Source organism: Pseudoalteromonas sp. 2CM41L, assembly GCF_023161905.1.
Lineage (GTDB): Bacteria > Pseudomonadota > Gammaproteobacteria > Enterobacterales > Alteromonadaceae > Pseudoalteromonas > Pseudoalteromonas atlantica.
On the sequence record NZ_JALNTN010000009.1, the window covers coordinates 1 to 25,492 of the forward strand.

Annotated in this window: 19 protein-coding genes and 1 tRNA gene; 5 read left to right on the top strand and 15 right to left on the bottom strand. The window is 43.0% G+C overall.

From position 1 onward, the window contains the following. Positions 1-460: 460 nt before the first annotated feature. From tuf to deoC, 15 genes are all read right to left on the bottom strand, one after another. Positions 461-1,645, bottom strand: coding sequence for an elongation factor Tu (gene tuf / locus MTF64_RS11750; protein ID WP_004589660.1), 1,185 nt, complete (start codon positions 1,643-1,645; stop codon positions 461-463). Between the two features lie 62 nt (positions 1,646-1,707). Next, positions 1,708-3,822 carry an elongation factor G gene (fusA, locus tag MTF64_RS11755; RefSeq protein ID WP_054983403.1) on the bottom strand — a complete coding sequence of 705 codons (2,115 nt, stop codon included), beginning with the start codon at positions 3,820-3,822 and terminating at the stop codon, positions 1,708-1,710. Positions 3,823-3,849: 27 nt separating this feature from the next. Next, positions 3,850-4,320 carry a 30S ribosomal protein S7 gene (gene rpsG / locus MTF64_RS11760; RefSeq protein WP_004588211.1) on the bottom strand — a complete coding sequence of 157 codons (471 nt, stop codon included), beginning with the start codon at positions 4,318-4,320 and terminating at the stop codon, positions 3,850-3,852. Between the two features lie 97 nt (positions 4,321-4,417). Next, positions 4,418-4,792, bottom strand: a complete 375-nt coding sequence (gene rpsL, locus MTF64_RS11765) for a 30S ribosomal protein S12 (protein WP_002958885.1) — start codon at positions 4,790-4,792, stop codon at positions 4,418-4,420. 193 nt (positions 4,793-4,985) lie between these two features. Continuing rightward, positions 4,986-9,158: a DNA-directed RNA polymerase subunit beta' gene (rpoC, locus tag MTF64_RS11770; protein WP_054983402.1), complete on the bottom strand. Its 4,173-nt coding sequence runs from the start codon at positions 9,156-9,158 to the stop codon at positions 4,986-4,988. Positions 9,159-9,262: 104 nt separating this feature from the next. Then, positions 9,263-13,288 carry a DNA-directed RNA polymerase subunit beta gene (gene rpoB / locus MTF64_RS11775; protein ID WP_004588209.1) on the bottom strand — a complete coding sequence of 1,342 codons (4,026 nt, stop codon included), beginning with the start codon at positions 13,286-13,288 and terminating at the stop codon, positions 9,263-9,265. Between the two features lie 272 nt (positions 13,289-13,560). Next, complete coding sequence (rplL, locus tag MTF64_RS11780) at positions 13,561-13,923, bottom strand: 50S ribosomal protein L7/L12 (RefSeq protein ID WP_004588208.1); 363 nt, start codon at positions 13,921-13,923, stop codon at positions 13,561-13,563. A 75-nt stretch (positions 13,924-13,998) separates the two neighbouring features. Beyond that, the gene (rplJ, locus tag MTF64_RS11785) at positions 13,999-14,493 is read right to left on the bottom strand and encodes a 50S ribosomal protein L10 (RefSeq protein WP_024032046.1); all 495 of its coding nucleotides are present in this window, start codon (positions 14,491-14,493) and stop codon (positions 13,999-14,001) included. A gap of 323 nt (positions 14,494-14,816) precedes the next feature. Then, entirely contained in the window at positions 14,817-15,521 is a 705-nt protein-coding gene (gene rplA / locus MTF64_RS11790; RefSeq protein WP_004588206.1) for a 50S ribosomal protein L1, read from the bottom strand. 3 nt (positions 15,522-15,524) lie between these two features. Then, on the bottom strand, positions 15,525-15,953 hold the full coding sequence (gene rplK / locus MTF64_RS11795; protein WP_004588205.1) for a 50S ribosomal protein L11: 429 nt from the start codon (positions 15,951-15,953) through the stop codon (positions 15,525-15,527). Positions 15,954-16,167: 214 nt separating this feature from the next. Next, a complete protein-coding gene (gene nusG, locus MTF64_RS11800; RefSeq protein ID WP_024032045.1) occupies positions 16,168-16,725 on the bottom strand; it encodes a transcription termination/antitermination protein NusG in 558 nt (185 codons plus the stop codon). A 4-nt stretch (positions 16,726-16,729) separates the two neighbouring features. Then, positions 16,730-17,107 carry a preprotein translocase subunit SecE gene (gene secE / locus MTF64_RS11805; RefSeq protein WP_004588203.1) on the bottom strand — a complete coding sequence of 126 codons (378 nt, stop codon included), beginning with the start codon at positions 17,105-17,107 and terminating at the stop codon, positions 16,730-16,732. Between the two features lie 132 nt (positions 17,108-17,239). Further along, positions 17,240-17,316 (bottom strand) — tRNA-Trp (locus MTF64_RS11810). Between the two features lie 106 nt (positions 17,317-17,422). Beyond that, the gene (locus MTF64_RS11815) at positions 17,423-18,271 is read right to left on the bottom strand and encodes an SPFH domain-containing protein (protein WP_248451505.1); all 849 of its coding nucleotides are present in this window, start codon (positions 18,269-18,271) and stop codon (positions 17,423-17,425) included. 13 nt (positions 18,272-18,284) lie between these two features. Further along, positions 18,285-19,028, bottom strand: coding sequence for a deoxyribose-phosphate aldolase (gene deoC / locus MTF64_RS11820; RefSeq protein ID WP_248451507.1), 744 nt, complete (start codon positions 19,026-19,028; stop codon positions 18,285-18,287). 281 nt (positions 19,029-19,309) lie between these two features. On the opposite strand from deoC, the gene cysG reads away from it, so the two are divergent. The 5 genes from cysG to cysC are packed head-to-tail and all read left to right on the top strand — an operon-like array spanning position 19,310 to position 25,491. Then, entirely contained in the window at positions 19,310-20,737 is a 1,428-nt protein-coding gene (gene cysG / locus MTF64_RS11825) for a siroheme synthase CysG (protein WP_104643439.1), read from the top strand. Between the two features lie 48 nt (positions 20,738-20,785). Further along, positions 20,786-21,685, top strand: coding sequence for a sulfate adenylyltransferase subunit CysD (gene cysD / locus MTF64_RS11830; protein ID WP_089346427.1), 900 nt, complete (start codon positions 20,786-20,788; stop codon positions 21,683-21,685). Further along, positions 21,685-23,109 (top strand): sulfate adenylyltransferase subunit CysN, encoded by a 1,425-nt coding sequence (cysN, locus tag MTF64_RS11835; protein WP_248451508.1) that lies wholly within the window; start codon positions 21,685-21,687, stop codon positions 23,107-23,109. The genes cysD and cysN overlap by 1 nt, the downstream gene beginning before the upstream one ends. 31 nt (positions 23,110-23,140) lie before the next feature. Continuing rightward, on the top strand, positions 23,141-24,865 hold the full coding sequence (locus MTF64_RS11840) for an SLC13 family permease (protein WP_089346425.1): 1,725 nt from the start codon (positions 23,141-23,143) through the stop codon (positions 24,863-24,865). Between the two features lie 29 nt (positions 24,866-24,894). Further along, positions 24,895-25,491, top strand: a complete 597-nt coding sequence (gene cysC, locus MTF64_RS11845; protein WP_089346424.1) for an adenylyl-sulfate kinase — start codon at positions 24,895-24,897, stop codon at positions 25,489-25,491. Position 25,492 lies beyond the last annotated feature (1 nt).

Genomic DNA, 25,492 nt, shown 5'->3' on the forward strand with positions numbered 1-25,492 from the left:
ACGATTGGAAATGTTAGCCCCATACAATATGAATCAATGAATTAAAACCCCGTGTCTACTTTATCGGGGTCAGATCAAGCAGCTAAAAGCTGATAGCTAAAAACTAATGGCTTTTATTCAGGCATTAAAAAACCCGAGGCTAAGCTCGGGTTTTTATATTATTAATTAACTTAAACGTTAACTATTACTCATTGAACGTTGCTACATAGCACCTACGCCTAAAGGTAATAGCGCCACCTTCACATGACGTAAATTTCAGGCATTAAAAAACCCGAGGCTAAGCTCGGGTTTTTATAGTATTAATTAACTAAAACGTTAACTATTACTCATTGAACGTTGCTGCATAGCACCTACGCCTAAAGGTAATAGCGCCACCTTCACATGACATAAATTTCAGGCATTAAAAAACCCGAGGCTAAGCTCGGGTTTTTATAGTAATAATTAACTTAAAAGTTAATTATTACTCTACGATAGTTGCTACAACACCAGCACCTACAGTACGGCCACCTTCACGGATAGCGAAACGAAGACCTTCGTCCATCGCGATTGGCGCGATTAGAGTTACTGTCATCTTAACGTTATCACCAGGCATTACCATTTCTACGCCTTCTGGTAACTGTACGTCACCTGTTACGTCAGTTGTACGGAAGTAGAACTGTGGACGGTAACCTTTGAAGAAAGGAGTATGACGACCACCTTCATCTTTAGAAAGTACGTATACTTCTGAAGTGAATGTAGTGTGTGGGTTGATTGAACCAGGCTTAGCTAGTACTTGACCACGTTCAACGTCTTCACGCTTAGTACCACGTAGAAGTGCACCAATGTTCTCACCAGCACGACCTTCGTCAAGAAGCTTACGGAACATTTCAACACCAGTACAAGTAGACTTAGTAGTCTCTTTGATACCAACGATTTCAACTTCGTCGTTCACGTTGATGATACCAGCTTCAACACGACCAGTTACTACTGTACCACGGCCTTGGATTGAGAAAACGTCTTCGATAGGCATGATGAATGGCTTATCGATGTCACGCTCTGGCTCTGGGATGTAAGAATCTAGTGCTTCTGCAAGCTCAACGATTTTGTCTTCCCACTGCTTTTCGCCTTCAAGTGCTTTAAGAGCAGAACCTTGAATTAGTGGTAAGTCATCACCTGGGAAGTCGTATTCAGAAAGAAGTTCACGAACTTCCATTTCTACTAGCTCAAGTAGCTCTTCGTCGTCAACCATGTCACATTTGTTCATGAATACAACGATGTAAGGTACGCCAACCTGACGAGAAAGTAGGATGTGCTCACGCGTTTGTGGCATAGGGCCGTCAGTCGCAGCTACTACTAAGATAGCGCCGTCCATTTGAGCAGCACCAGTGATCATGTTTTTAACATAATCGGCGTGTCCAGGACAATCTACGTGTGCGTAGTGACGAGTTGGTGTATCGTACTCAACGTGAGAAGTTGAGATTGTGATACCACGCTCGCGCTCTTCTGGAGCGTTATCGATTGATGCGAAATCTTTAGCAACACCGCCGTATACTTTTGCAAGTACGTTAGTGATTGCTGCAGTTAGTGTAGTTTTACCGTGGTCAACGTGGCCGATTGTACCAACGTTTACGTGCGGTTTTACGCGTTCAAACTTTTCTTTTGCCATCTTAAAAAATTCCTAATTAAGAAATTAAAGCCTGACTCACTATTGAGCCAGACAAGCTAAAATCATATAACAGCGCGAGCTGAAATTATTGTATCTGCAACATTTTTAGAGGCTTCAGCGTACTTCAAAAACTCCATAGAGTAAGAAGCACGGCCCTGTGTTGCAGATCGTAAAGCAGTTGCATAACCAAACATTTCAGAAAGAGGAACCTGAGCATTAACTTGCTTAAGTCCACCTATTGCATCTTCCATGCCTTCGATTATGCCGCGACGACGGTTTAAGTCGCCAACTACATCACCCATGTTTGAGTCAGGAGTGATTACTTCAACCTTCATCATTGGCTCTAAAAGTACAGGGTCAGCTTTAAGCGCCCCAGCTTTCATTGCCATTGAACCTGCAATTTTAAATGCCATTTCATTCGAGTCTACATCATGGAATGAACCATCATATAAAGTCGCTTTAACGCCAAGTAATGGGTAGCCTGCCAGTACACCTTGAGACATTTGCTCTTGGATACCTTTGTCTACCGCAGGGATAAATTCTTTTGGAACCGAACCACCTACAGTTTCGTTAACGAACTCATAAATTGGTGCTTCATCATCCGAAATATCCATCGGTTCAAGTTTAACCCAGACGTGACCATATTGACCACGACCACCTGATTGACGTACAAACTTCCCTTCAACTTCAACAGTTGAACGAATAGCTTCTCGGTATGCAACCTGCGGCTTACCAACGTTACATTCAACACTGAATTCACGTTTCATACGGTCGACAATGATATCAAGGTGAAGTTCACCCATACCAGAGATTATAGTCTGGCCTGATTCTTCGTCAGTTTGTACACGAAAAGAAGGGTCTTCAGCAGCTAGTTTACCTAGTGCAATACCCATCTTATCTTGGTCAGCGATTGTGCGAGGCTCAACCGCAACAGAGATAACTGGCTCTGGGAACTCCATACGCTCTAGCGTAATGATAGAGTTCGGATCACACAGTGTCTCACCTGTTGTTACGTCTTTAAGACCAATAGCTGCCGCAATATCGCCTGCGTGAACTTCTTTGATCTCTTCACGTGAGTTTGAATGCATCTGTACGATACGACCAAATCGCTCACGCTTACTTTTAACTGGGTTATAAACCGCGTCACCCTGTTTAACAGTACCAGAGTAAACACGGAAAAAGGTTAAAGTGCCAACAAACGGGTCTGTTGCAATTTTAAATGCAAGTGCAGCAAACGGCGCTTTATCATCAGCTGGACGTTCTTCCTCAGTTCCATTTTCTAGGATACCTTGGATTTGTTTCACTTGTGTTGGTGCAGGCATGTATTCAACAACGCCATCAAGCACAGCTTGAACGCCTTTGTTTTTAAATGCACTACCACACGTAATGGGAACAATTTCGTTCGCTAATGTGCGTTGACGTAAGGCAGATTTAATCTCTGCTTCACTTAACTCTTCACCTTCTAAGTACTTATCCATTAGTTCTTCAGAGGCTTCAGCTGCACTTTCAACTAAATGAGAGTGCCATTCTTGAGCGAGCTCTTGAAGTTCTGCCGGTATTGCCTCATAAGAGAAAGTCATACCCTGGTCCGCTTCGTTCCAGTTAATGGCTTTCATTTTTATCAGGTCAATAACACCTTTAAAGTCGTCTTCAGCGCCAATTGGCAACTGGATTGGAACAGGCGTTGCTCCAAGACGAGATTTCACCTGGTCAACAACCGTTAAGAAGTCAGCGCCGGTGCGATCCATTTTATTTACGAAGATCATTCTTGGAACTTCGTATTTGTTCGCTTGGCGCCAAACTGTCTCAGTTTGCGGCTGTACACCTGATGAAGCACAAAGAACAACTACCGCACCATCAAGTACGCGTAAAGAACGCTCTACTTCAATAGTGAAATCTACGTGTCCTGGAGTATCAATGATATTGATACGATGGTCGTCAAATTGCGCGTCCATCCCTTTCCAGAAACACGTTGTTGCAGCAGAAGTGATTGTGATACCACGCTCTTGTTCCTGCTCCATCCAATCCATAGTTGCGGCGCCATCATGTACTTCACCGATCTTATGAGAAAGACCTGTGTAGAACAGAACACGTTCTGTTGTAGTGGTTTTGCCTGCATCTACGTGAGCTACTATGCCGATATTACGGTAGCGCTCAAGTGGAGTTGTACGTGCCATATGATCCTCTTAAAGGTTAAGGACAGATTACCAACGGTAATGTGCGAATGCTTTATTCGCTTCAGCCATACGGTGAACGTCTTCACGTTTCTTAACCGCAGTGCCTTTGTTGTCAGCAGCGTCAACGATTTCTTGAGCTAAACGTAAGCCCATAGATTTTTCGCCACGCTTACGTGCAGCGTCTACTAACCAACGCATACCTAATGCGTTGCGACGTACTGGACGTACTTCAACTGGAACTTGATAAGTTGAACCACCAACACGGCGAGATTTAACCTCTACCTGTGGACGGATGTTATCAAGTGCAGATTCAAAGATTTCTAGGTGCGACTTGCCTGATTTCTCAGCAGCCACGTCTAGCGCACCATAAACAATTTTTTCAGCAGTAGATTTCTTGCCGTCTAACATTACGATGTTAACGAATTTAGCAAGAAGTTCCGATCCGAACTTAGGATCTGGAAGAATTTTACGTTGACCTATTACGCGTCTTCTAGGCATTTTGTATCTCCGGTTTATTCAGGTTTGTCCTTTTGGAACAATCACCCAAAACAATAATTAATAATATTTAGTGCTTGGCCTTACTAACGGAAAACAATTAGCCTTTAGGGCGTTTTGCACCGTATTTAGAACGAGCTTGACGACGGTCGCTAACGCCTGCACAGTCAAGTGCACCACGTACAGTGTGAAAACGCACACCTGGTAAATCTTTAACACGACCACCACGGATTAGGATTACACTGTGCTCTTGAAGGTTATGACCTTCACCACCGATGTATGATGTTACTTCGAAACCGTTAGTTAAACGTACACGAGCTACTTTACGTAACGCTGAGTTTGGTTTCTTAGGTGTAGTTGTATATACGCGAGTACATACACCACGCTTTTGCGGACACGCTTTAAGCGCAGCTGAGTTACTTTTAGTAACCTTGCTACGACGTGGCTTACGCACTAGCTGGTTAATAGTTGCCATTTAAATAGCTCCTGAAATTAAAATTACTACTGAAAAAAATAAAAAAATCCGCCCTTTTTACAAGCTTGTAACATACATGCAAGTAAATGGGTGGCGGAATTTTAATGAGCAAAGTTTAACCTGTCAACCTAAACTCATCGTAAGACAGTAGATAACTGTCTTACGATTTATTAATCTGTTGATTAATAAGAGTTTATTGATTTCCAGATAAATCTGCGTTCAGAGCATCTGTTAGTGCTTGAGTTGCCTCTTCTGCACTTACTGTTTGCTCTTCAACAACTTCACCCTGCTTGCGGCGAGCCATACGGTCTTGGTGATACGCAAAGCCAGTACCGGCTGGGATCAGACGACCCACAATTACGTTTTCTTTCAGACCACGAAGCTCATCGCTCTTACCATTCACTGCGGCATCTGTAAGAACACGTGTTGTTTCTTGGAAAGACGCTGCCGAGATGAAAGATTCGGTTGCTAGTGATGCTTTCGTGATACCCATAAGTTGTATTTCAAACTTCGCTGGGATTTTACCTTGTTTTTCAAGGTCACGATTAGCGATATTAACGCGAGCTACTTCAATTTGCTCACCCGCTAAGAACTCAGTATCACCGCCGTCAAGGATGGTACATTTACGTAGCATCTGACGAATAATTGTTTCAATGTGCTTATCATTGATCTTAACGCCCTGCAAACGGTAAACCTCTTGCACTTCGTTAACAATGTAGTTAGCAACATGAGTCACACCACGTAGGCGTAAGATGTCATGTGGTGATTCAGGGCCATCGGCGATAACTTCACCTTTAGACACTTGCTCACCTTCAAACACGTTAAGTTGACGCCACTTAGGAATCATCTCTTCGTAATGATCGCCTTCAGCTGGTGTAATAACTAAACGTTTCTTACCTTTAGTTTCTTTACCGAAGCTAATAGTACCTGTGATTTCAGCTAAGATAGCTGGATCTTTTGGCTTACGTGCTTCAAATAAGTCGGCTACGCGTGGTAGACCACCCGTGATATCACGAGTTTTCGAACCTTCTTGCGGAATACGTGCAAGTACGTCACCTGGGTTTGCTGTAACGCCATCTGTCACTTCAATCGTAGTGAATGAAGGTAGACGTGTTTCTTGCAAGCCGCGCTCTTCACTTTCGATGATAAGCTTAGGCTCTTTCGCATTTACTTTAGCAAGGTCTTTAACAACTACACGGGTTAAGCCGGTTAGTTCATCAGTTTGTGCTTCCGTATTTGAGTCATCAACATCGCTGAACGAGATTTTTGACTTATGCTCAAGAACGATTGGGTGACTATGCGGGTCCCAAGTAGCAACGATGTCGTTACCTTGAACTTCTGCATTGTCTTGTACTGTTAGTACCGCACCGTAAGGTACTTTATAACGCTCTTTTTCACGACCGAAGCTATCAATGATAGTGATTTCAGTTGAACGTGAAGTAATTACAATCTTACCGTCGGTATTAAGTACATACTTAGCGTTATGTAGTTTTAACGTACCGTCAGTTTTAACTTGTACATTGTTTTCAGCTGATGCTCTTGATGCCGCACCACCGATGTGGAATGTACGCATCGTAAGCTGTGTACCCGGCTCACCGATTGATTGTGCTGCGATAACACCTACTGATTCACCCGCGTTGATGATATGACCACGTGCAAGGTCACGACCATAACACTTAGCACATACACCAAAGTCGTTATCACAGGTGATAACAGAACGTACGCGAACTTCATCTACTGAGTGCTCTTCTAAAAGGTCACACAGTTTTTCATCAAGCATGATATTACGTTCTACTAATACAGTATCTGTATTAGGGATAACCACAGGCTCAGCTACAACACGACCTAGTACACGTTCGCGAAGTGCTTCTACAACGTCACCACCTTCAATAAGCGGTTTCATTGTTAAGCCATCTTCTGTGCCACAGTCGTCTTCATTGATTACCAAATCTTGTGCAACGTCTACTAGACGACGCGTTAGGTAACCTGAGTTAGCTGTTTTAAGTGCTGTATCGGCAAGACCTTTACGCGCACCGTGCGTTGAGATGAAGTACTGTAGTACGTTTAGACCTTCACGGAAGTTAGCCGTGATTGGCGTCTCGATGATTGAACCATCTGGACGTGCCATTAGACCACGCATACCTGCTAGCTGACGGATCTGAGCGGCACTACCACGAGCACCTGAGTCGGCCATCATAAACACTGAGTTAAATGACGGTTGCTCTTCTTCTTCACCTTTCGCATTGATAACCGTGTCTTTAGACAAGTTGGCCATCATTTCACGTGATAAGTTTTCATTTACACGTGACCAGATATCGATAACTTTATTGTACTTTTCACCAGCCGTTACAAGACCTGATTGGAATTGTTGGTTGATTTCAGTTACTTCAGCTTCAGCTGATTCAATGATTGATGCTTTAACTGGTGGGATAACTAAGTCATCGATACCAATTGAAACACCTGACTTCATTGCGTAGTGGAAACCGGTGTACATAACTTGGTCAGCAAACACAACAGTGTCTTTAAGACCTAGACGACGGTAACACTCGTTTAATAAGCCAGAAATCTGCTTTTTACCTAATGCTTGGTTGATTGACTCAAACGGCATGCCTTTAGGTAAAATTAGAGACAGAATTGCACGACCAACAGTAGTGTCGATAAGCGTTACAGTGTCTTCAACAACACCTGCTTCGTTAGTAATTGACTGACTAATACGCACTTTAACGCGCGCGTGAAGTTCTGCGTTACCACTACGGTATGCTTTTTCTGCTTCTTTAGGATCTTTAAATACAATGCCTTCGCCTTTCGCATTAATGCGATCGCGCGTCATGTAGTAAAGACCTAATACAACATCCTGTGAAGGAACGATGATTGGCTCACCATTCGCTGGAGATAGAATGTTGTTAGTAGACATCATTAGTGCACGAGCTTCTAACTGAGCTTCAAGCGTTAACGGTACGTGTACCGCCATTTGGTCACCATCGAAGTCGGCGTTGTAAGCCGCACATACTAATGGGTGTAAATGGATTGCTTTACCTTCAATTAGTACAGGTTCGAACGCTTGGATACCTAAACGGTGAAGTGTAGGTGCACGGTTAAGTAATACTGGATGTTCACGAATTACTTCGTCTAGTACATCCCATACTTCCGCTACTTCGCGCTCTACCATTTTCTTAGCAGCTTTGATTGTCGTAGCCATGCCGCGACGCTCTAATTTGCCATAGATAAATGGTTTGAATAGCTCAAGTGCCATCTTCTTAGGAAGACCACATTGGTGAAGCTTAAGTGTAGGGCCAACCGTGATTACAGAACGGCCAGAGTAATCTACACGCTTACCAAGTAAGTTCTGACGGAAACGACCTTGCTTACCCTTGATCATATCAGCAAGAGATTTAAGCGGACGCTTGTTAGAACCTGTAATTGCACGACCACGACGACCGTTATCAAGTAGCGCATCTACCGCTTCTTGTAACATTCGTTTTTCGTTGCGTACGATAATATCTGGTGCAGCTAAATCTAATAGACGCTTAAGACGGTTATTACGGTTAATAACACGACGGTAAAGGTCGTTTAGATCAGATGTCGCAAAACGACCACCGTCTAGCGGTACTAATGGACGTAAGTCAGGTGGCAATACTGGAAGTACTGTCATGATCATCCACTCAGGGTTATTGCCTGATTGGTGGAACGATTCCATTAACTTAAGACGCTTAGTGATCTTTTTACGCTTCGTTTCAGAGTTAATTGTTGGTAACTCTTCACGCATTTCTGCAATTAATTGGCCAAGATCAAGTTCACGAAGCAAGTCTAATACTGCTTCTGCCCCCATCTTAGCTTCAAACTCATCACCGTGCTCTTCAAGTGCATCTAGGTATTCTTCTTCACCTAATAGTTGACCACGCTCAAGCGTTGTCATACCAGGCTCAGTTACTACGAATGATTCGAAGTAAAGAACACGTTCAATATCACGAAGTGTCATATCAAGCATTAAGCCAATACGAGACGGTAATGATTTTAAAAACCATATATGTGCTACTGGGCTCGCAAGGTCGATATGACCCATACGATCACGACGCACTTTTGTAAGTGTAACTTCAACGCCACACTTCTCACAGATCACACCACGGTGTTTAAGGCGTTTATATTTACCACATAAACACTCATAATCTTTCACTGGGCCGAAAATACGGGCACAGAATAAGCCATCGCGCTCAGGCTTGAAAGTACGGTAGTTAATAGTCTCAGGTTTCTTTACTTCACCGTATGACCATGAACGAACCATGTCTGGTGAAGCAAGACCAATGCGAATTGCATCGAATTCTTCGGTCTTATTTTGTTGCTTCAGAAACTTAAGTAAGTCTTTCACCTTAGCTCTCCTGTCGGAGTTAATCTTGAGGGCGGATAATCTCGCCCCTACATTCTATTCAGCCGTAACAGATGCTGCAGGGTTAACTGCAGCATCTAATTGGCTTAATTTTCTTCCAACTCGATGTTGATACCCAGTGAGCGGATTTCTTTCAACAATACGTTGAACGATTCTGGCATACCTGGTTCCATTTTATGGTTACCATCAACGATGTTTTTATACATCTTAGTACGACCGTTCACGTCATCCGATTTCACTGTTAGCATTTCTTGTAGAGTGTAAGCAGCACCGTAAGCTTCAAGTGCCCATACTTCCATCTCACCAAAACGCTGGCCACCGAACTGTGCTTTACCACCCAGCGGCTGCTGAGTAACAAGGCTATAAGAACCAGTAGAACGTGCGTGCATCTTATCGTCAACCAAGTGGTTAAGTTTAAGCATGTACATGTAACCAACAGTTACTTGACGTTCAAACTGATCGCCAGTACGGCCATCATAGAGTGTAACCTGACCACTTCTTGGGTATCCACCAAGCTCTAGCATGTCTTTGATTTCGTCTTCTTTAGCGCCATCAAATGCAGGAGTAGCGATTGGTAAACCACCTTTTAAGTTATCAGCTAAACGACGAATTTCATCATCAGAGAAGCTAGCAATATCTACTTCTTGACGAGATTCACCGATTTCGTAAGCTTGCTTGATGAATTCACGTAGCTCATGCAGCTCACGTTGTTCCTTCATCATTTCCTCTAAGCGCTCACCAATACCACGTGCAGCTAGACCCATATGTGTTTCAAGGATCTGACCGATGTTCATTCGTGATGGTACACCTAGTGGATTTAGTACGATATCTACCGTACGACCTTTATCATCGTATGGCATATCTTCTACTGGTACGATAGTCGAGATAACACCTTTGTTACCGTGACGACCCGCCATTTTATCACCCGGTTGGATACGACGTTTAACAGCTAGGTATACTTTAACAATCTTAAGTACGCCTGGTGCTAAGTCATCACCTTGAGTAATTTTACGACGTTTGTTTTCAAACTTCTTATCGTATTCAGCTTTAAGCTCATCGTACTGTGCAGCTAGTTGCTCAAGTTCAGCTTGCTTGTCTTCTTGTGCAAGGCTTTGAGTAAGTAGCTTTTCAGCATTTAGTGACGCTAAGTTGTCTTCATCGAAGCCTGCTGCAGCAAGTAGCTTGCGAGCACGGTCTAATACACCAGCTTCTAGAATACGGAACTCTTCGTTGAAGTCTTTCTTCGCTTCGCGAAGCTGCATGTCTTCAACTTCTAACGCACGCTTATCTTTTTCAACACCATCACGGGTGAAAACTTGTACGTCAATTACAGTACCAGTTACAGAGTTTGGTACACGTAAAGAGCTGTCTTTAACGTCAGACGCTTTTTCGCCGAAGATAGCACGCAGTAGCTTCTCTTCAGGTGTTAATTGCGTCTCGCCTTTCGGAGTCACTTTACCTACTAGGATATCGCCGCCTTTAACTTCAGCACCAATATAAACAACGCCTGATTCATCAAGCTTGCCTAGCGCAGACTCACCCACATTCGGGATATCTGCAGTGATCTCTTCAGGACCTAATTTAGTATCACGGGCAACACACTGTAGTTCTTGAATGTGGATAGTCGTTAGACGATCTTCTTCAACTACGCGCTCTGATAGTAAGATTGAATCCTCGAAGTTATAACCGTTCCATGGCATGAATGCCACGCGAAGGTTTTGACCAAGGGCTAAGTCACCTAAGTCAGTCGAAGGACCATCTGCTAACACGTCACCACGAGTAACCGGTTCACCAACCATGCACGTTGGTTTTTGGTTAATACATGTATTTTGGTTAGAACGTGTGTATTTAGTAAGGTTGTAAATGTCGATGCCCGCTTCACCAGGAATACGCTCATCGTCATGTACGTTTACAACGATGCGGCTAGCATCGGCGTACATTACTTCACCACCACGTTTAGCAACAATCGTTACACCAGAATCTTTCGCTAGTGTTAACTCAATACCTGTACCTACTAACGGCTTATCCGCTTTCAATGTTGGTACTGCTTGACGTTGCATGTTTGAACCCATCAATGCACGGTTAGCATCATCGTGTTCTAGGAACGGGATAAGTGCTGCCGCTACAGAGATCACCTGTTGTGGTGATACATCCATATATTGCTGGTCCATGCGACCCATAAAGGTAGATTCACCTTTGTGACGACACGGAATAAGTTCATCAACAAACTCATTGGTTTCAGTTAAGTTTGAGTTCGCCTGTGCGATAACAAACTGACCTTCTTCAATGGCTGATAAATAATCAACTTCATCAGTTACTACACCATCTACCACTTTACGGTAAGGTGTTTCTAAGAAACCGTAATCATTTGTACGTGCGTACGTAGATAACGAGTTAATTAGACCGATGTTTGGACCCTCAGGAGTCTCGATTGGACATACGCGACCATAGTGAGTTACGTGAACGTCACGTACTTCAAAGCCAGCGCGCTCACGTGTTAGACCGCCCGGGCCTAATGCAGAAATACGACGCTTATGCGTTACTTCTGATAGCGGGTTATTTTGGTCCATAAACTGTGATAACTGAGACGAACCGAAGAACTCTTTAACCGCTGCCGAAATAGGCTTAGCGTTAATAAGATCTTGTGGCATTATCGCGTCAAGGTCACCTAAGCTTAAACGCTCACGTACAGCACGTTCTACACGTACTAGACCAACACGGAATTGGTTCTCAGCCATTTCGCCAACACTACGTATACGACGGTTGCCTAAGTGGTCAATATCATCAACATCGCCTTGACCGTTACGAATAGCAATTAATACTTTCATAACAGACACGATGTCTTCTTTGCTTAATGTGCCAGGGCCTGTGTCTGTATCGTAACCAACACGGCTATTGAACTTCATACGACCTACAGTAGATAAGTCATAACGTTCTTCAGAGAAGAATAAGTTCTCGAATAAGGCTTCAGCCGCGTCTTTCGTCGGTGGCTCGCCTGGGCGCATCATGCGGTAAATTTCTACTAATGCTTCTAAACGGTTGCTAGACGAGTCAATATTTAATGTATTTGACATGTAAGCGCCGCTGTCCACCTCATTGATGTATAACGTCTCAATTTTAGTGTGACCTGCTTTAACCAATTCAGCCATCAACTCTAGTGATAGCTCGTCATTAGCGTTTGCAATAACTTCACCTGTTGACTCATCAACATAGTTTTTAGCTACAATACGGCCAATGATGTACTCATGTGGTACTTCTAATTGATTAATGCCTTTTTTCTCGATGCTCTTGATGTGGCGAGCCGTAATACGACGACCGCTTTCAACAAGTACTTCACCGTCTTCGCCTTTGATATCAAAAGCGGCAGTTTCACCACGTAAACGTGAAGGCACAAGTTCCATAAGAACTTTACCGTCAGTTACTTCAAACGCGGTAGTATCGAAGAACATATCTAAGATTTCTTCGCTAGAGTACTCAAGTGCACGTAAAATAATAGACGCCGGTAATTTACGACGACGGTCTATACGTACATATAAGTTATCTTTTGCATCAAATTCGAAGTCTAACCATGAACCACGGTAAGGTATAACGCGTGCGTTATATAATACTTTACCCGATGAATGGGTTTTACCGCGGTCGTTATCAAAGAATACACCAGGGCTACGGTGTAGCTGAGAAACGATAACACGCTCTGTACCATTGATTACAAAAGTACCGGTATCAGTCATGAGCGGAATTTCGCCCATGTAAACTTCTTGCTCTTTAATGTCTTTAACTGTGCCTGGAGCTTCTTTGTCCATAACTACAAGACGCAGTTTCACGCGAAGTGGAGCAGAATAAGTCACACCGCGAATTTGACATTCTTTTACATCGAATACTGGCTCACCAATACGATAACTTACGTATTGAAGCTCAGAATTTCCCGAGTAGCTTTTAATAGGGAACACAGAACGGAAGGCTGCTTCCAAACCATGATCGCCATCAGCGTCTGGGACTAAGAATTTTTTAAACGATTCTAACTGTGTCGACAGTAAGAAAGGTATATCCAAAACTTGTGGACGTTTACCAAAATCCTTACGGATACGTTTCTTTTCAGAATAAGAGTAAGCCATGGGGTTCCTCAGCTTGCTGATCTTTGACCCGACCTGTTCTTGTAAGAACAGACTTAACTGGCATCTATGCCAAGATTTACAACATTTAATTGTTGTTCTAATTAACTCCGCCTTAGCAACACTAGCAAACTATAAAGCGTTGAAAGTAAAGAGAAAATCAGATTTTATTTGAGCTACAGGAATACATAACTCTATAGCGCAAAAAGGCCGGTGATTAAATAATCACCAGCCCTTGCCTGATTACTCAGGCAGCGAACCTAGCGTGAGCTAGATTACTTAACCTCAACTTCAGCACCAGCTTCAGTAAGGTCTTTTTGAAGTGCTTCAGCTTCTTCTTTAGATACACCTTCTTTGATAGGTGCAGGAGCAGCTTCAACAAGAGCTTTCGCTTCTTTAAGGCCTAGGCCTGTTGCGCTACGTACAGCTTTGATTGCCGCAACCTTGTTAGCGCCAGCGCCAGTAAGGATTACGTCAAATTCAGTTTTCTCTTCAGCAGCTTCAGCAGCAGGACCTGCTACCATAGCAGCTGCAGCAGTTACGCCGAATTTTTCTTCCATTGCTTCAACAAGAGCAACAACGTCCATTACTGACATTTCAGCAATTGCGTCAAGGATTTGGTCTTTAGTTACAGACATTACAAATTTCCTAATAATTAACGGACTCTAGGTCCAAATAAATTTACACCGAAAGAGAGGTTAAACAGCTTAAAATTAAGCAGCTTGCTCTTCTTTCTGTACACGTACTGCTTCAATTGTTTTACACAATTTGCCAGCAGACGCTTCTTTCATAGCGCTCATTAAGCGTGCAACAGCTTCATCGTATGTAGGTAATGTAGCAAGCATTGCTGCATCTACAACATTTCCTTCAAAAGCGGCCGTTTTAACTTCGAATTTCTCATTCTTTTTCGCGAAATCTGCGAAGATACGCGCAGCAGCACCAGGGTGCTCTGATGAGAAAGCGATTAAGCTTGGACCAACTAACGAATCAGATAGACATTCAAATTCAGTACCTTCAACAGCACGTTTTGCTAGAGTGTTACGAACAACTTTCATCCATACACCAGCTTCACGAGCTTCTTTACGAAGGGCTGTAATTGCGCCTACTGCTACACCACGAGAATCTGCAACAACTGCAGAAAGAGCACCATTGGCTGCTTCGTTGACTTCAGCAACAATTGCTTTTTTGCCTTGAAGATTTAAAGCCATGGGTGTTACTCCTGGTTTAATGGGTCACCGACACTCGGCTTCCCTGTTTTACTCTTCCCTATCAACAAACTTGATAGAGATGCTTTTTACGGCGAGAGCCAGAAGAGATTAGGAAAAATCTATCTGGGGATTCACACCGTCTACGTAGGTAATATTAAGGCCGAAGCCGCCTACGGTCTTGGACGGAAGCCCAATTTATCGCATCACTCAAGAGCTTAGCGAAATTATGGACTTCAACCCGAATTCTTTACTTGTTAAATAATAAATTATTCAACAAAATGGCGCAAAATTATAGTACAAATTTCACGCCATGTAAACACCTATTAAGCTACAGAAGTGCTTAAAGTGTTTTGGTCAACAGCAACACCTGCGCCCATTGTTGTAGAGATGGTTACTTTCTTAACGTAAACACCTTTAGCTTGAGAAGGTTTAGCCTTCTTAAGCGCAACGATTAGAGCTTCAAGGTTTTGTTGAAGTTGCTCAGCAGTGAAATCAACCTTACCGATAGTAGTATGGATGATACCATTTTTGTCATTACGGTAACGTACTTGACCTGCTTTCGCATTTTTAACTGCTTCTGCAACGTTAGGCGTTACAGTACCAGTTTTAGGGTTTGGCATTAGACCACGTGGACCTAAGATTTGACCTAGTTGACCAACAACACGCATAGCGTCTGGTGATGCAACAACAACGTCAAAATCCATCTCGCCTTTCTTAACTAGTTCAGCAAGATCTTCCATGCCTACTAATTCAGCACCGGCTTCTTTTGCAGCTTCTGCATTAGCGCCTTGAGTGAATACAGCAACACGAACATCACGGCCAGTACCGTTAGGTAGTACAGTTGCACCACGAACGTTCTGGTCAGATTTACGAGCGTCAATACCAAGGTTAACAGCAACGTCAACACTTTCTACGAATTTAGCTGTCGCTAACTCTTTTAAAAGAGCAACTGCTTCATTGATTTCGTAATCTTTAGTTACTTCCACTTTTTCGCGGATAGTACGCATACGTTTAGTTAATTTAGCCATTTCTTAGTCCTCTACGTTCAAGCCCATCGCACGCGCAGAACCTGCGATAGTGCGAACCGCAGCGTCCATATCAGCCGCTGTAAGGTCAGCTCGTTTTGTCTCAACGATCTCTTCAAGTTGAGCACGAGTTACTGTGCCTACTTTTTCAGTGTTAGGACGGCCTGAGCCTGATTTGATACCAGCAGCTTTCTTAAGTAAGTAAGCAGCAGGTGGCGTTTTCATATCGAACGTAAATGAACGGTCACCGTAAACAGAGATCACTACAGGAACTGGAGCGCCTTTTTCGATAGATTCTGTACGTGCGTTAAACGCTTTACAGAATTCCATGATGTTTACACCGTGTTGACCTAGTGCAGGACCTACTGGAGGACTAGGATTAGCCATACCAGCGGCAACTTGTAGCTTGATTAAAGCTTCAACTTTTTTAGCCATTATAAATACCTCATTTGGTGGGTCTTAGCCTTGTGCGCGCGAGGACGCGTACTCTAACGGCTTCCCAGTTTAAAAATTGGTTTCGTACTTTTTGCCAGCAAAAAATAAATTTTTGCCTTAATACAAAAAGGCCGCTGATTATAAGTTAATCAGCGGCCTTTTTCAAGCTTCGTGCCAAAATTTAAATAAATAATGGCGAAGCTTTTTTAATCAATTACTTATCTTGTTCAACTTGACCAAATTCAAGCTCAACCGGCGTAGAACGACCAAAAATAAGTACAGATACTTTTACGCGGCTCTTTTCGTAGTCAACTTCTTCAACCACACCACTAAAGTCTGCAAATGGACCGTCTGTTACGCGAACAACTTCACCTGGCTCAAATAATGTAGCTGGTTTAGGTGCTTCAGCATTTTCTTGTAACCGGTTAAGAATACGTTCTGCTTCTTTAGAGCTAATCGGCGCTGGGCGGTCAGATGTACCACCAATAAAGCCCATAACACGTTCAGTGCTATTAACTAAGTGCCAGCTAGCGTCATTCATATCCATTTGAACTAGTACGTAACCTGGGAAAAATTTACGCTCAGATTTACGCTTTTGACCGGCGCGCATCTCAACAACTTCTTCCGTTGGTACTAATATTTCACCAAAGCTCTCTTCAAGACCTTCAATTTTAATGTGCTCTGATAACGTTTGCGCTACACGCTTTTCGTAACCAGAGAATGCTTGTACAACGTACCAGCGTAATTTAATTTCTTTGTTCTCATCCGACATGGGATCAGATCTCCAATCCAGTTAAAAAGCCTACAGCGCGGAATAAAATGCCGTCTAATCCCCAAAGGATAAGCGCCATAATCACTGTTGCAACCATTACGATTAATGTCGTGTGGGTAGTTTCTTGACGCGTTGGCCAAACTACTTTGCGTACTTCAATGCGTGCTTCTTTAGCAAAAGCTAAAAAGTCACGGCCTTTAGCGGTTTGCGAGGCAATACCTAAACCTGCTGCTATTGCAACCACAACGCCAATTGCACGTAGTAATACAGATTGATCTGCAAACATGTGATTACCAACAACTGCGCCTGCAAGTAGCGCGATTGCTACTAACCACTTTACCGACTCCATCGCACTTGATGGTGTTTCTACATTCGTGCTCATAATATTATTACCTTAACTACAGACACAACAACCCTACACAATGGCAGGGTTAATCCATTAAAATCTAAACTTAAAAACAGACTTATTTAAACCGATTTTTAACCCCAGACTTACTCAACTTATGAGTAAAAATGGCAGGGGCGGAGAGATTCGAACTCCCAACCGTCGGTTTTGGAGACCGCTGTTCTACCAATTGGAACTACGCCCCTGCAAAGTGGATGCCTATTATACTTACGCAAATCATTAACACAAGCCTAAAAGATACCCACATTGCAAAATCTCGATAAACAATTAAGTCCTTAATAATAAAAAGGCTTAATTAGCCCCTTTTACTAACGGCACGCCATTATTTCCAACCGGAATATAAACAGTTGTATGATTTGGCGACTCAGCCATTTTAGCTTGTGCATTTATTGCTTCATGCTGCAAATAATTAGCCGTTAGCGTAGCGTTAATAATTTTTTGTGCCTGCGCTATGCCCTTAGCTTCTTCTACTCTTATTTCTGCATCTTTGCGGGCTATTTCTTTTTGCGTTTCTTTTTCTGCTAGTAACTGCTGCGCTGCAAGTTTTTTCTCTACGGCATTTGCCACTATAGCGGGGTAATTAATATCCCCTACTACCACATTTGCTAATTTAAACGGCGTGGTTGATAAGTAACTTTGCAAACGAAGGCTCACTTCTTTAGCTATTTTTTCGCGGTTGGTTTTAAGCTCACCACTGTCGTACTTTTGCACGATGTCGCGCACATAGGTTCTAAATGTTTCACGCACAAAGCGTTTATACCAATTCTCTGCGCCGTACTCTTCTACAACCGTTTTAACTGAGCCGCTTTGAATTCCTATCACTGCATGAAAATCAAACTGAATATTTAAGTCATCGTTAGCCAGTATTCTAAATTTTTCGGTGTATGTATTAGGCCGCATATCAATATTTACAACCTCATTGCGAAGTAACGACACACCATAATTTGCAGGGCCTTTCATGGTACCTTGATAACCACCTTCACCAAACACGCGCGGCTTTTCGTATACGTACCCTTCTTCACCCGCAGGCGTACTTGGGTTAGTACACGCAGTTAAGCCAAATCCAACAACACCGACCAAAATAGCGCCTTTAACTAGGTTATTGATCAGATTTTGCATCCCTGAATTTCTTGGTTTCATTGTATTTCCTTTATTATTTTTCTAATACTTTATACACATCACTAAGTAAGCTTGATGCGCCAAACCTAAAGGTATCAGCCTGTAAGTAGTCATCGCCCAATATTGAACGAGTAAGTGCTAAATACTCCTTTGCATCGGCTACTGTTTTAACACCGCCGGCGGCTTTAAAGCCCACCACCTTGCCCGATTGCTTAATAGCACTAAGCATTACTTTTGTGGCTTCAAGCGTCGCATTTACAGCCACTTTACCTGTGCTGGTTTTTACAAAGTCAGCTCCGCCTTGAATGGTCAAGTTTGTAGCTTTAGTAATTAGCGCTTCAGTTTTTAGCTCGCCGCTTTCTATAATTACTTTTAATTTCGCCTGTGCGGCGCAAGCTTTTTTGCTTTGCTGTATATATTCAAGCACGGTGTTTTCATCGCCAGCAATAAGTGCTTTATAGGGTATAACTAAATCTATTTCGTCAGCGCCGCGCTCAATTGCAATAAGCGTTTCGTTTATTACGTCGCTAAGCGGTGCATCCCCCGTAGGAAAGTTAGTAACCGTAGCCACTTTAACGTGGTTAAGCTCTCGTGCTGCTAGCGCTATTTTTGCATCGTCTACAAAATCGCTGTAAACACATACCGCCGCTGGCGTGCCTAATTGTGGGTTAATACTCTCTACAAGCTGCTTAATATCGTTTGAGGTATCAGCTGTGTTTAGGCTCGTTAAATCCATAAGTGATACAGCTAAATGAGCGTTATTGTGTTGTTCTGTCATAAATAATCCATTTATTAAGCAATAAATCTAGGTTGCAGCCATAGTAACAAATAAACGCCATCTCGCTATAGCTCATAACCAAACACTATAAGCACCTTATTTTACTTGTAATTGCTCGCAAACCCTTATTAACTAAGTCTTAGGCCAAAAAAGACCACCTATTATAACTTTTAGTTATATCAACTTGGTTTTAATTATTTTTTACTTACTTGTACGCGCTATATTCTGCCCATCAGCTTAATAGCGTTTTATTTTAGATTTTTTCTAGGGGTGTTATCCACGTGCAATATTTACCTATCTTTACCAAACTCGACAACAAACCTGTACTGGTTGTTGGCGGTGGAGAGGTCGCATTACGCAAATGTCGCGCGTTTTTAAAAGCACGTGCAAATGTAACACTTGTAGCACCTTGGTTTTGTGATGAACTTAAAGAGCATGCGCACAATAACGAAGTAACACTTATTGACGCTTACTTTGACGAGTCGCACCTTGAAGGCAAAATGCTGGTTATAGCAGCCACAGATCGCGATGACGTAAACAACAATGTGTTTGAACTTGCCAATGCGCGCAACGTGTTTGTAAACGTGGTTGATGACCAGCCTAAATGTACGTTTATATTCCCGTCTATTGTTGACCGCGACCCAATAACTATTGCTATATCAAGCGCAGGGACTGCTCCTGTACTTGCGCGCCGATTACGTGAAAAGTTAGAGACTCTTATTCCACAGCATATTGGCCCATTAGCTACTTTAGTTGGCAGCTTTAGAGATAAAGTAAAACAACGTTTTAAACACTTTGCCGACCGCCGCCAATTTTGGGAAGGCGTGTTTGATTCATCAGTAGTGAGTAAAGTACAAACCGGTAATACCGAAGCTGCGCAAGCACAGCTGAACCAAATGCTCGATGCTAAAGCAGAGCCAGAAGGCGAAGTATATGTAGTCGGTGCAGGCCCTGGCGATCCTGAGCTTTTAACACTTAAAGCACTGCAACTAATGCAGCAAGCCGATGTTGTTGTATACGACTACTTAGTGTCTGATGAAATTATGGAATTAGTTCGCCGTGATGCCGACCTAGTTTGCGTAGGCAAGCGCTTAGGCGATCACAGTGTAGCCCAAGAAGACACTAACCAAATGCTGGTTGATTTTGCCAAGCAAGGCAAAAAAGTGTGCCGCATTAAAGGCGGTGACCCATTTATTTACGGCCGTGGCGGTGAAGAAGTACAAGTACTGGCTGCCAACAACGTAAATTATCAAATAGTGCCTGGTATTACAGCAGCTGCAGGTTGTAGCGCGTATGCAGGTATACCGCTTACACACCGCGACCACGCCCAGGCTATACAGTTTGTAACAGGGCATTGTAAAAAAGATGGCCAAGAGCTTGATTGGCAATCGCTTGCTAAAGCGCATCAAACCTTAGCTATTTATATGGGCGTTATTAAATCGCCACATATACAAGCTGAGCTGTTAAAGCATGGCCGCAGCGCAACAACACCGGTTGCCATTATTGAAAACGGTACACGTAAAAACCAGCGTGTGGTTACGGGGCAATTAGGTGAGCTTGCTGATTTAATTGAGCGCAACAGCGTTATTTCACCAGCGTTACTTATTATTGGCGAAGTAGCCGCCCTGCACTCGCAGCTAGCTTGGTTTGGCCAAAACGAGCAAACAAGTAGCTTTGCACAGCCGCTAACCGATGTATCAAATACCTAAATATATTTAAATTTGTAACTTTTAATCATTTTAGTAGGACGACTAACAATGGCTTTAACTCACCTTCAGCAACTTGAAGCTGAAAGTATCAAAATCATGCGCGAAGTCGCCGCTGAGTTTGAGAACCCAGTAATGCTTTACTCTATTGGTAAAGATTCGTCGGTACTTTTGCACTTAGCGCGTAAAGCATTTTACCCTGCAAAAATTCCGTTTCCGTTATTACACGTAGACACCAACTGGAAGTTTCGTGAAATGATTGAGTTTCGCGATCGCCTTGCAAAAGAATACGGCTTTGACCTGCTGGTACACAAAAACCCAGAAGGCATGGCAATGGGTATTAGCCCGTTTGAGCACGGCTCAGGTAAGCATACCGACATAATGAAAACCCAAGGTTTAAAACAAGCACTTGATAAATACGGCTTTGATGCTGCATTTGGTGGCGCACGCCGCGATGAAGAAAAGTCTCGCGCAAAAGAACGTGTTTACTCGTTCCGCGACAAACACCACCGTTGGGACCCTAAAAACCAGCGCCCAGAACTTTGGAATACCTACAACAGCCAAGTTAACCCTGGTGAGAGCATTCGTGTATTCCCACTATCTAACTGGACTGAGCTTGATATTTGGCAATACATTTACCAAGAAAACATCGAAATGGTTCCGCTTTATTTAGCTAAAGAGCGCCCAGTGGTTGAGCGCGACGGCACCTTAATTATGGTTGACGACGAGCGCATGCCACTTGCTGATGGTGAAGTACCACAAATGAAGTCGGTACGTTTTCGTACTTTAGGCTGTTACCCACTTACGGGTGCAGTTGAATCTACTGCTAGCAACCTAACTGAAATTATTGAAGAAATGCTGTTATCTACGTCATCTGAACGTGAAGGCCGTGTAATAGATCACGACTCAGCAGGCTCAATGGAGAAGAAAAAACGTGAGGGGTATTTCTAATGTCTACCAATACTAACGACACGATTAACGAAGTAAAAGAAATTGGCATAGACGCCTACCTAGCACGCCAACAAGATAAAAGCTTATTACGCATGCTTACCTGTGGCAGCGTAGATGACGGCAAATCAACACTGATTGGCCGCCTTTTGCACGACAGCCACCAAATTTATGAAGATCAGCTAGCTGCCCTTCACAAAGATAACGAAAAAGTAGGTAACGCAGGCGAAGAGCTCGACTTAGCCCTACTGGTAGATGGCTTACAAGCTGAGCGCGAGCAAGGCATTACCATTGACGTAGCGTACCGCTATTTTTCAACTGCTAAGCGTAAATTTATTATTGCCGACACCCCAGGGCACGAGCAATACACCCGCAACATGGTAACAGGCGCATCAACAAGTGATGTGGCTATTATTTTGGTTGATGCTCGCTACGGTGTGCAAGTACAAACTAAGCGCCATAGCTTTATTTGTGACTCGCTAGGCATTAAACAGTTTGTGGTAGCAGTAAATAAAATGGATATCGTTGATTTTGACGAAACCGTTTATGAAAAAATTAAAGCCGACTACCTTAAATTTGCTGAGCAACTTAACGTATCAAACATTAAGTTTGTACCTATGTCGGCGCTTAAAGGCGACAACGTAGTAACGCGCTCTGCACATACGCCTTATTACACAGATAAGCCATTACTTGAGCTTTTAGAAGACTCACCAGCGGCAGAAACCGATACCGGTTTTGAAGCACGTTTACCAGTGCAGTACGTAGTACGCCCTAACTTAAACTTCCGTGGTTTTCAGGGCACGTTGGCATCAGGTAAGTTACATGTTGGCGATGCAGTAAAAGTATTACCGTCGGGTAAAACATCAAGCATTAAAGAAATTGTGACCTTTAATGGCAACCTAGATCACGCTGAGGCTGGCCAAGCAATTACCGTTACCCTTAATAGCGAAATAGATATTAGCCGCGGTGACGTAATAGTACCTGCAAGCTCAACGGCTTCGGTAACTAACCTTGTTCAAGCAAAACTTGTGTGGATGCACGAAGCGCCACTGGTACTTGGTAAAAGCTACAACATTAAACTAGGCAGCAAAAACACATCAGCCGTGGTTAAAAAGATTGATCACACCATTGATGTAAATACCCTAGAGCACGGCACAGCCGACTCGCTCCAGCTAAACGAAATTGCCATTGTAACGCTTGAACTAAGCGAAACAATTTTAGCTGACGAGTATCACAACAACCACGAAACTGGCTCGTTTATCCTGATTGACCGCTTATCTAACTTAACGGTTGCAGCAGGTATGATTGAGCAAGTACTAAAAAGCGAAAAACAACAAAGCGATTTTAGCGACTTTGAAGTTGAGTTTAATAGCTTAGTACGCAAGCACTTCCCGCATTGGCAAGCGCTTGATATATCAAAACTGTAAGTATAAAAATGTCTGTTAGGAATTTAAAAGCATGGTAGAGCAGCTCGTTTTAACAGGCATTATGCTTACTTTAGTCGGGTGCCTTTTTGGCACCCGCATTAATCCAGCTTGGTTATTTGTAAGTGCTATTGGTACTGGTTATTTAACTGGGCTAATAGACCTAGAAAGCATGTTAGTAAACTATGCTAACCCGTCACTTATTACCTTAGTGTTATTGGTACTTGTTTCAATTGCGATTGAAAAAACCACTTTAATACAGCAGCTTTCGCAGTCGCTGTCTAAGGGAAGCTTAGTAAAGTCGGTTACAAAACTTGGCTTATCTACCGCCTTTTTGTCATCGTTCACTAATAACACCGCGGTTGTTGCATCGTTGATTACCGCCATAAAAGACAACCCAAATCATTCACCCTCAAAGCTATTGTTACCGCTGTCGTACACCGCTATTTTAGGCGGCACCATTACGCTTATTGGTACCTCTACTAACTTAATTGTAAACGGCTTTGCTGTAGATGCCGGCATGGCGCCGCTGGGCTTTTTTGACTTTACGCTTGTAGGCATTGGCGCATTAAGTGTGGGCCTTATTACTATTTTAGTAATGCTTAAATACCTGCCTGACAACGGTAAAAGCGATCAGGAAGTGATTCCTTTTTACCTCGAAGGTAAAGTACAGTCAGGCTCTAAATTAATTGGCCGTACCGTAGAAGAAAACGGCCTACGTGATTTAAAAGATTTATTCCTCGCCGAAATTATCCGCGGCGATGAGCGTATATACGCAGTAACACCTCAGCAAATTATTAGGCAAAACGACGTACTGCTGTTTGTTGGCGATATAAAGTCGGTGCCGCTACTTCAGCGTTTTGATGGTTTAAAAGTAGTGCACGACAACCACGAAAAAGACATAGAACACCTAGTAGAAGTAGTGGTAAGTCAATCCTCTAAATTTATTGGTAAAACCGTAAAAGAAGTGCGCTTTAGAGAGCAATTTCATGCAGCCGTTATTGCCATTCGCCGCGGCCACGACCGCCTACAAGGCGGCCTTGGGCAAGTACAATTACAAGCTGGCGACTCATTAATACTTGCCCCTGGTAAAAACTTTTATAGCTTGCCTAATTTAAATCGCGAATTTGTGTATATATCGGGGTTTGACTTACAAACACACTTAAAACCAAAACAATCTAATATTGTGCTTGCAGGTTTTGCCGCTGTATTAGGGCTAAGTATTGTAGGTATAGTGCCGCTTGTTAAAGGCTTACTGGTATTATTAATAGGCTTAATGCTTAGTGGCACCATTAAACTAAGCGAAGTTAAACGCCGCTTTCCTATTGAATTACTCGCGGTAGTAGGCAGCGCTATAGGGCTTGCTAAATTAATGATAGAGACCGGGCTTGCTGGGCAAATATCAAGTGCTTTGTTTATGGTATTAGGAGATTTTGGCCCGTATGGCGCATTTATAGCCATATTTTTAATGACCGTATTATTTACCGAGCTTATAACAAATAACGCTGCAGCTGCGCTGTCATTCCCAGTGGCTTACTCATTAGCGGTTGGTTTTAATGTAGACCCACTACCGTTTATTATGGCGGTAGCCTTTGGTGCATCGGCCAGTTTTATATCGCCATTTGGGTATCAAACTAACCTAATGGTTTATAGTGCGGGTAATTACCGCTTAAAAGATTACATAGTGATGGGCTTGCCCCTTTCTATTATTTATTCAATCACGGTATTAACCCTGATCCCGCTGGTATTTCCTTTTTAATACCTAGGGCATTTAAAAGAGATTACACAATGGACGAAAATATTGTTTGGCATAACTACGCAACCACTAAAGCACAGCGTAGTGAGCAAAAAAAGCATAAACCTGCCATTTTATGGTTTACCGGCTTTTCAGGTTCTGGCAAAAGCACCGTAGCAAATGCATTAGAAGCGGCGCTTAACCAACAAGGTGCGCACACCTACCTACTCGATGGCGACAACGTACGCCACGGCTTATGTAAAGACCTAGGCTTTAGCGACGAAGACCGCATTGAAAACATACGCCGCGTTGGCGAAACAGCCAAACTAATGACCGATGCAGGCTTATTAGTGCTTACCGCATTTATCTCACCGTTTAGAGCTGAGCGCGACATGGTGCGTAACTTAGTAGACGACGGCGAATTTATTGAAGTATTTATAGATACCCCACTGGATGTATGTGAAAGCCGCGACCCTAAAGGCTTATACAAAAAAGCCCGCGCAGGAGAGATAAAACACTTCACCGGAATCGACTCAAGCTACGAAATACCTAACAACCCAGAAATAATTTTAGATACCAGTAAAAACACCCTAGACCAATCGGTTACTCAACTGATAACGTATCTAAAACAAAAGCATATTATAGGTTAAC

Excerpts from the sequence above, each read along its gene's own strand:
- tuf (WP_004589660.1), bottom strand. The coding sequence starts at position 1,645 with ATGGCAAAAGAAAAGTTTGAACGCGTAAAACCGCACGTAAACGTTGGT.
- fusA (WP_054983403.1), bottom strand. The coding sequence starts at position 3,822 with ATGGCACGTACAACTCCACTTGAGCGCTACCGTAATATCGGCATAGTA.
- rpsG (WP_004588211.1), bottom strand. The coding sequence starts at position 4,320 with ATGCCTAGAAGACGCGTAATAGGTCAACGTAAAATTCTTCCAGATCCT.
- rpsL (WP_002958885.1), bottom strand. The coding sequence starts at position 4,792 with ATGGCAACTATTAACCAGCTAGTGCGTAAGCCACGTCGTAGCAAGGTT.
- rpoB (WP_004588209.1), bottom strand. The coding sequence starts at position 13,288 with ATGGCTTACTCTTATTCTGAAAAGAAACGTATCCGTAAGGATTTTGGT.
- rplL (WP_004588208.1), bottom strand. The coding sequence starts at position 13,923 with ATGTCTGTAACTAAAGACCAAATCCTTGACGCAATTGCTGAAATGTCA.
- rplJ (WP_024032046.1), bottom strand. The coding sequence starts at position 14,493 with ATGGCTTTAAATCTTCAAGGCAAAAAAGCAATTGTTGCTGAAGTCAAC.
- rplA (WP_004588206.1), bottom strand. The coding sequence starts at position 15,521 with ATGGCTAAATTAACTAAACGTATGCGTACTATCCGCGAAAAAGTGGAA.
- rplK (WP_004588205.1), bottom strand. The coding sequence starts at position 15,953 with ATGGCTAAAAAAGTTGAAGCTTTAATCAAGCTACAAGTTGCCGCTGGT.
- nusG (WP_024032045.1), bottom strand. The coding sequence starts at position 16,725 with ATGTCGGATGAGAACAAAGAAATTAAATTACGCTGGTACGTTGTACAA.
- secE (WP_004588203.1), bottom strand. The coding sequence starts at position 17,107 with ATGAGCACGAATGTAGAAACACCATCAAGTGCGATGGAGTCGGTAAAG.
- MTF64_RS11815 (WP_248451505.1), bottom strand. The coding sequence starts at position 18,271 with ATGAAACCAAGAAATTCAGGGATGCAAAATCTGATCAATAACCTAGTT.
- deoC (WP_248451507.1), bottom strand. The coding sequence starts at position 19,028 with ATGACAGAACAACACAATAACGCTCATTTAGCTGTATCACTTATGGAT.
- cysD (WP_089346427.1), top strand. The coding sequence starts at position 20,786 with ATGGCTTTAACTCACCTTCAGCAACTTGAAGCTGAAAGTATCAAAATC.
- cysN (WP_248451508.1), top strand. The coding sequence starts at position 21,685 with ATGTCTACCAATACTAACGACACGATTAACGAAGTAAAAGAAATTGGC.
- MTF64_RS11840 (WP_089346425.1), top strand. The coding sequence starts at position 23,141 with ATGGTAGAGCAGCTCGTTTTAACAGGCATTATGCTTACTTTAGTCGGG.
- cysC (WP_089346424.1), top strand. The coding sequence starts at position 24,895 with ATGGACGAAAATATTGTTTGGCATAACTACGCAACCACTAAAGCACAG.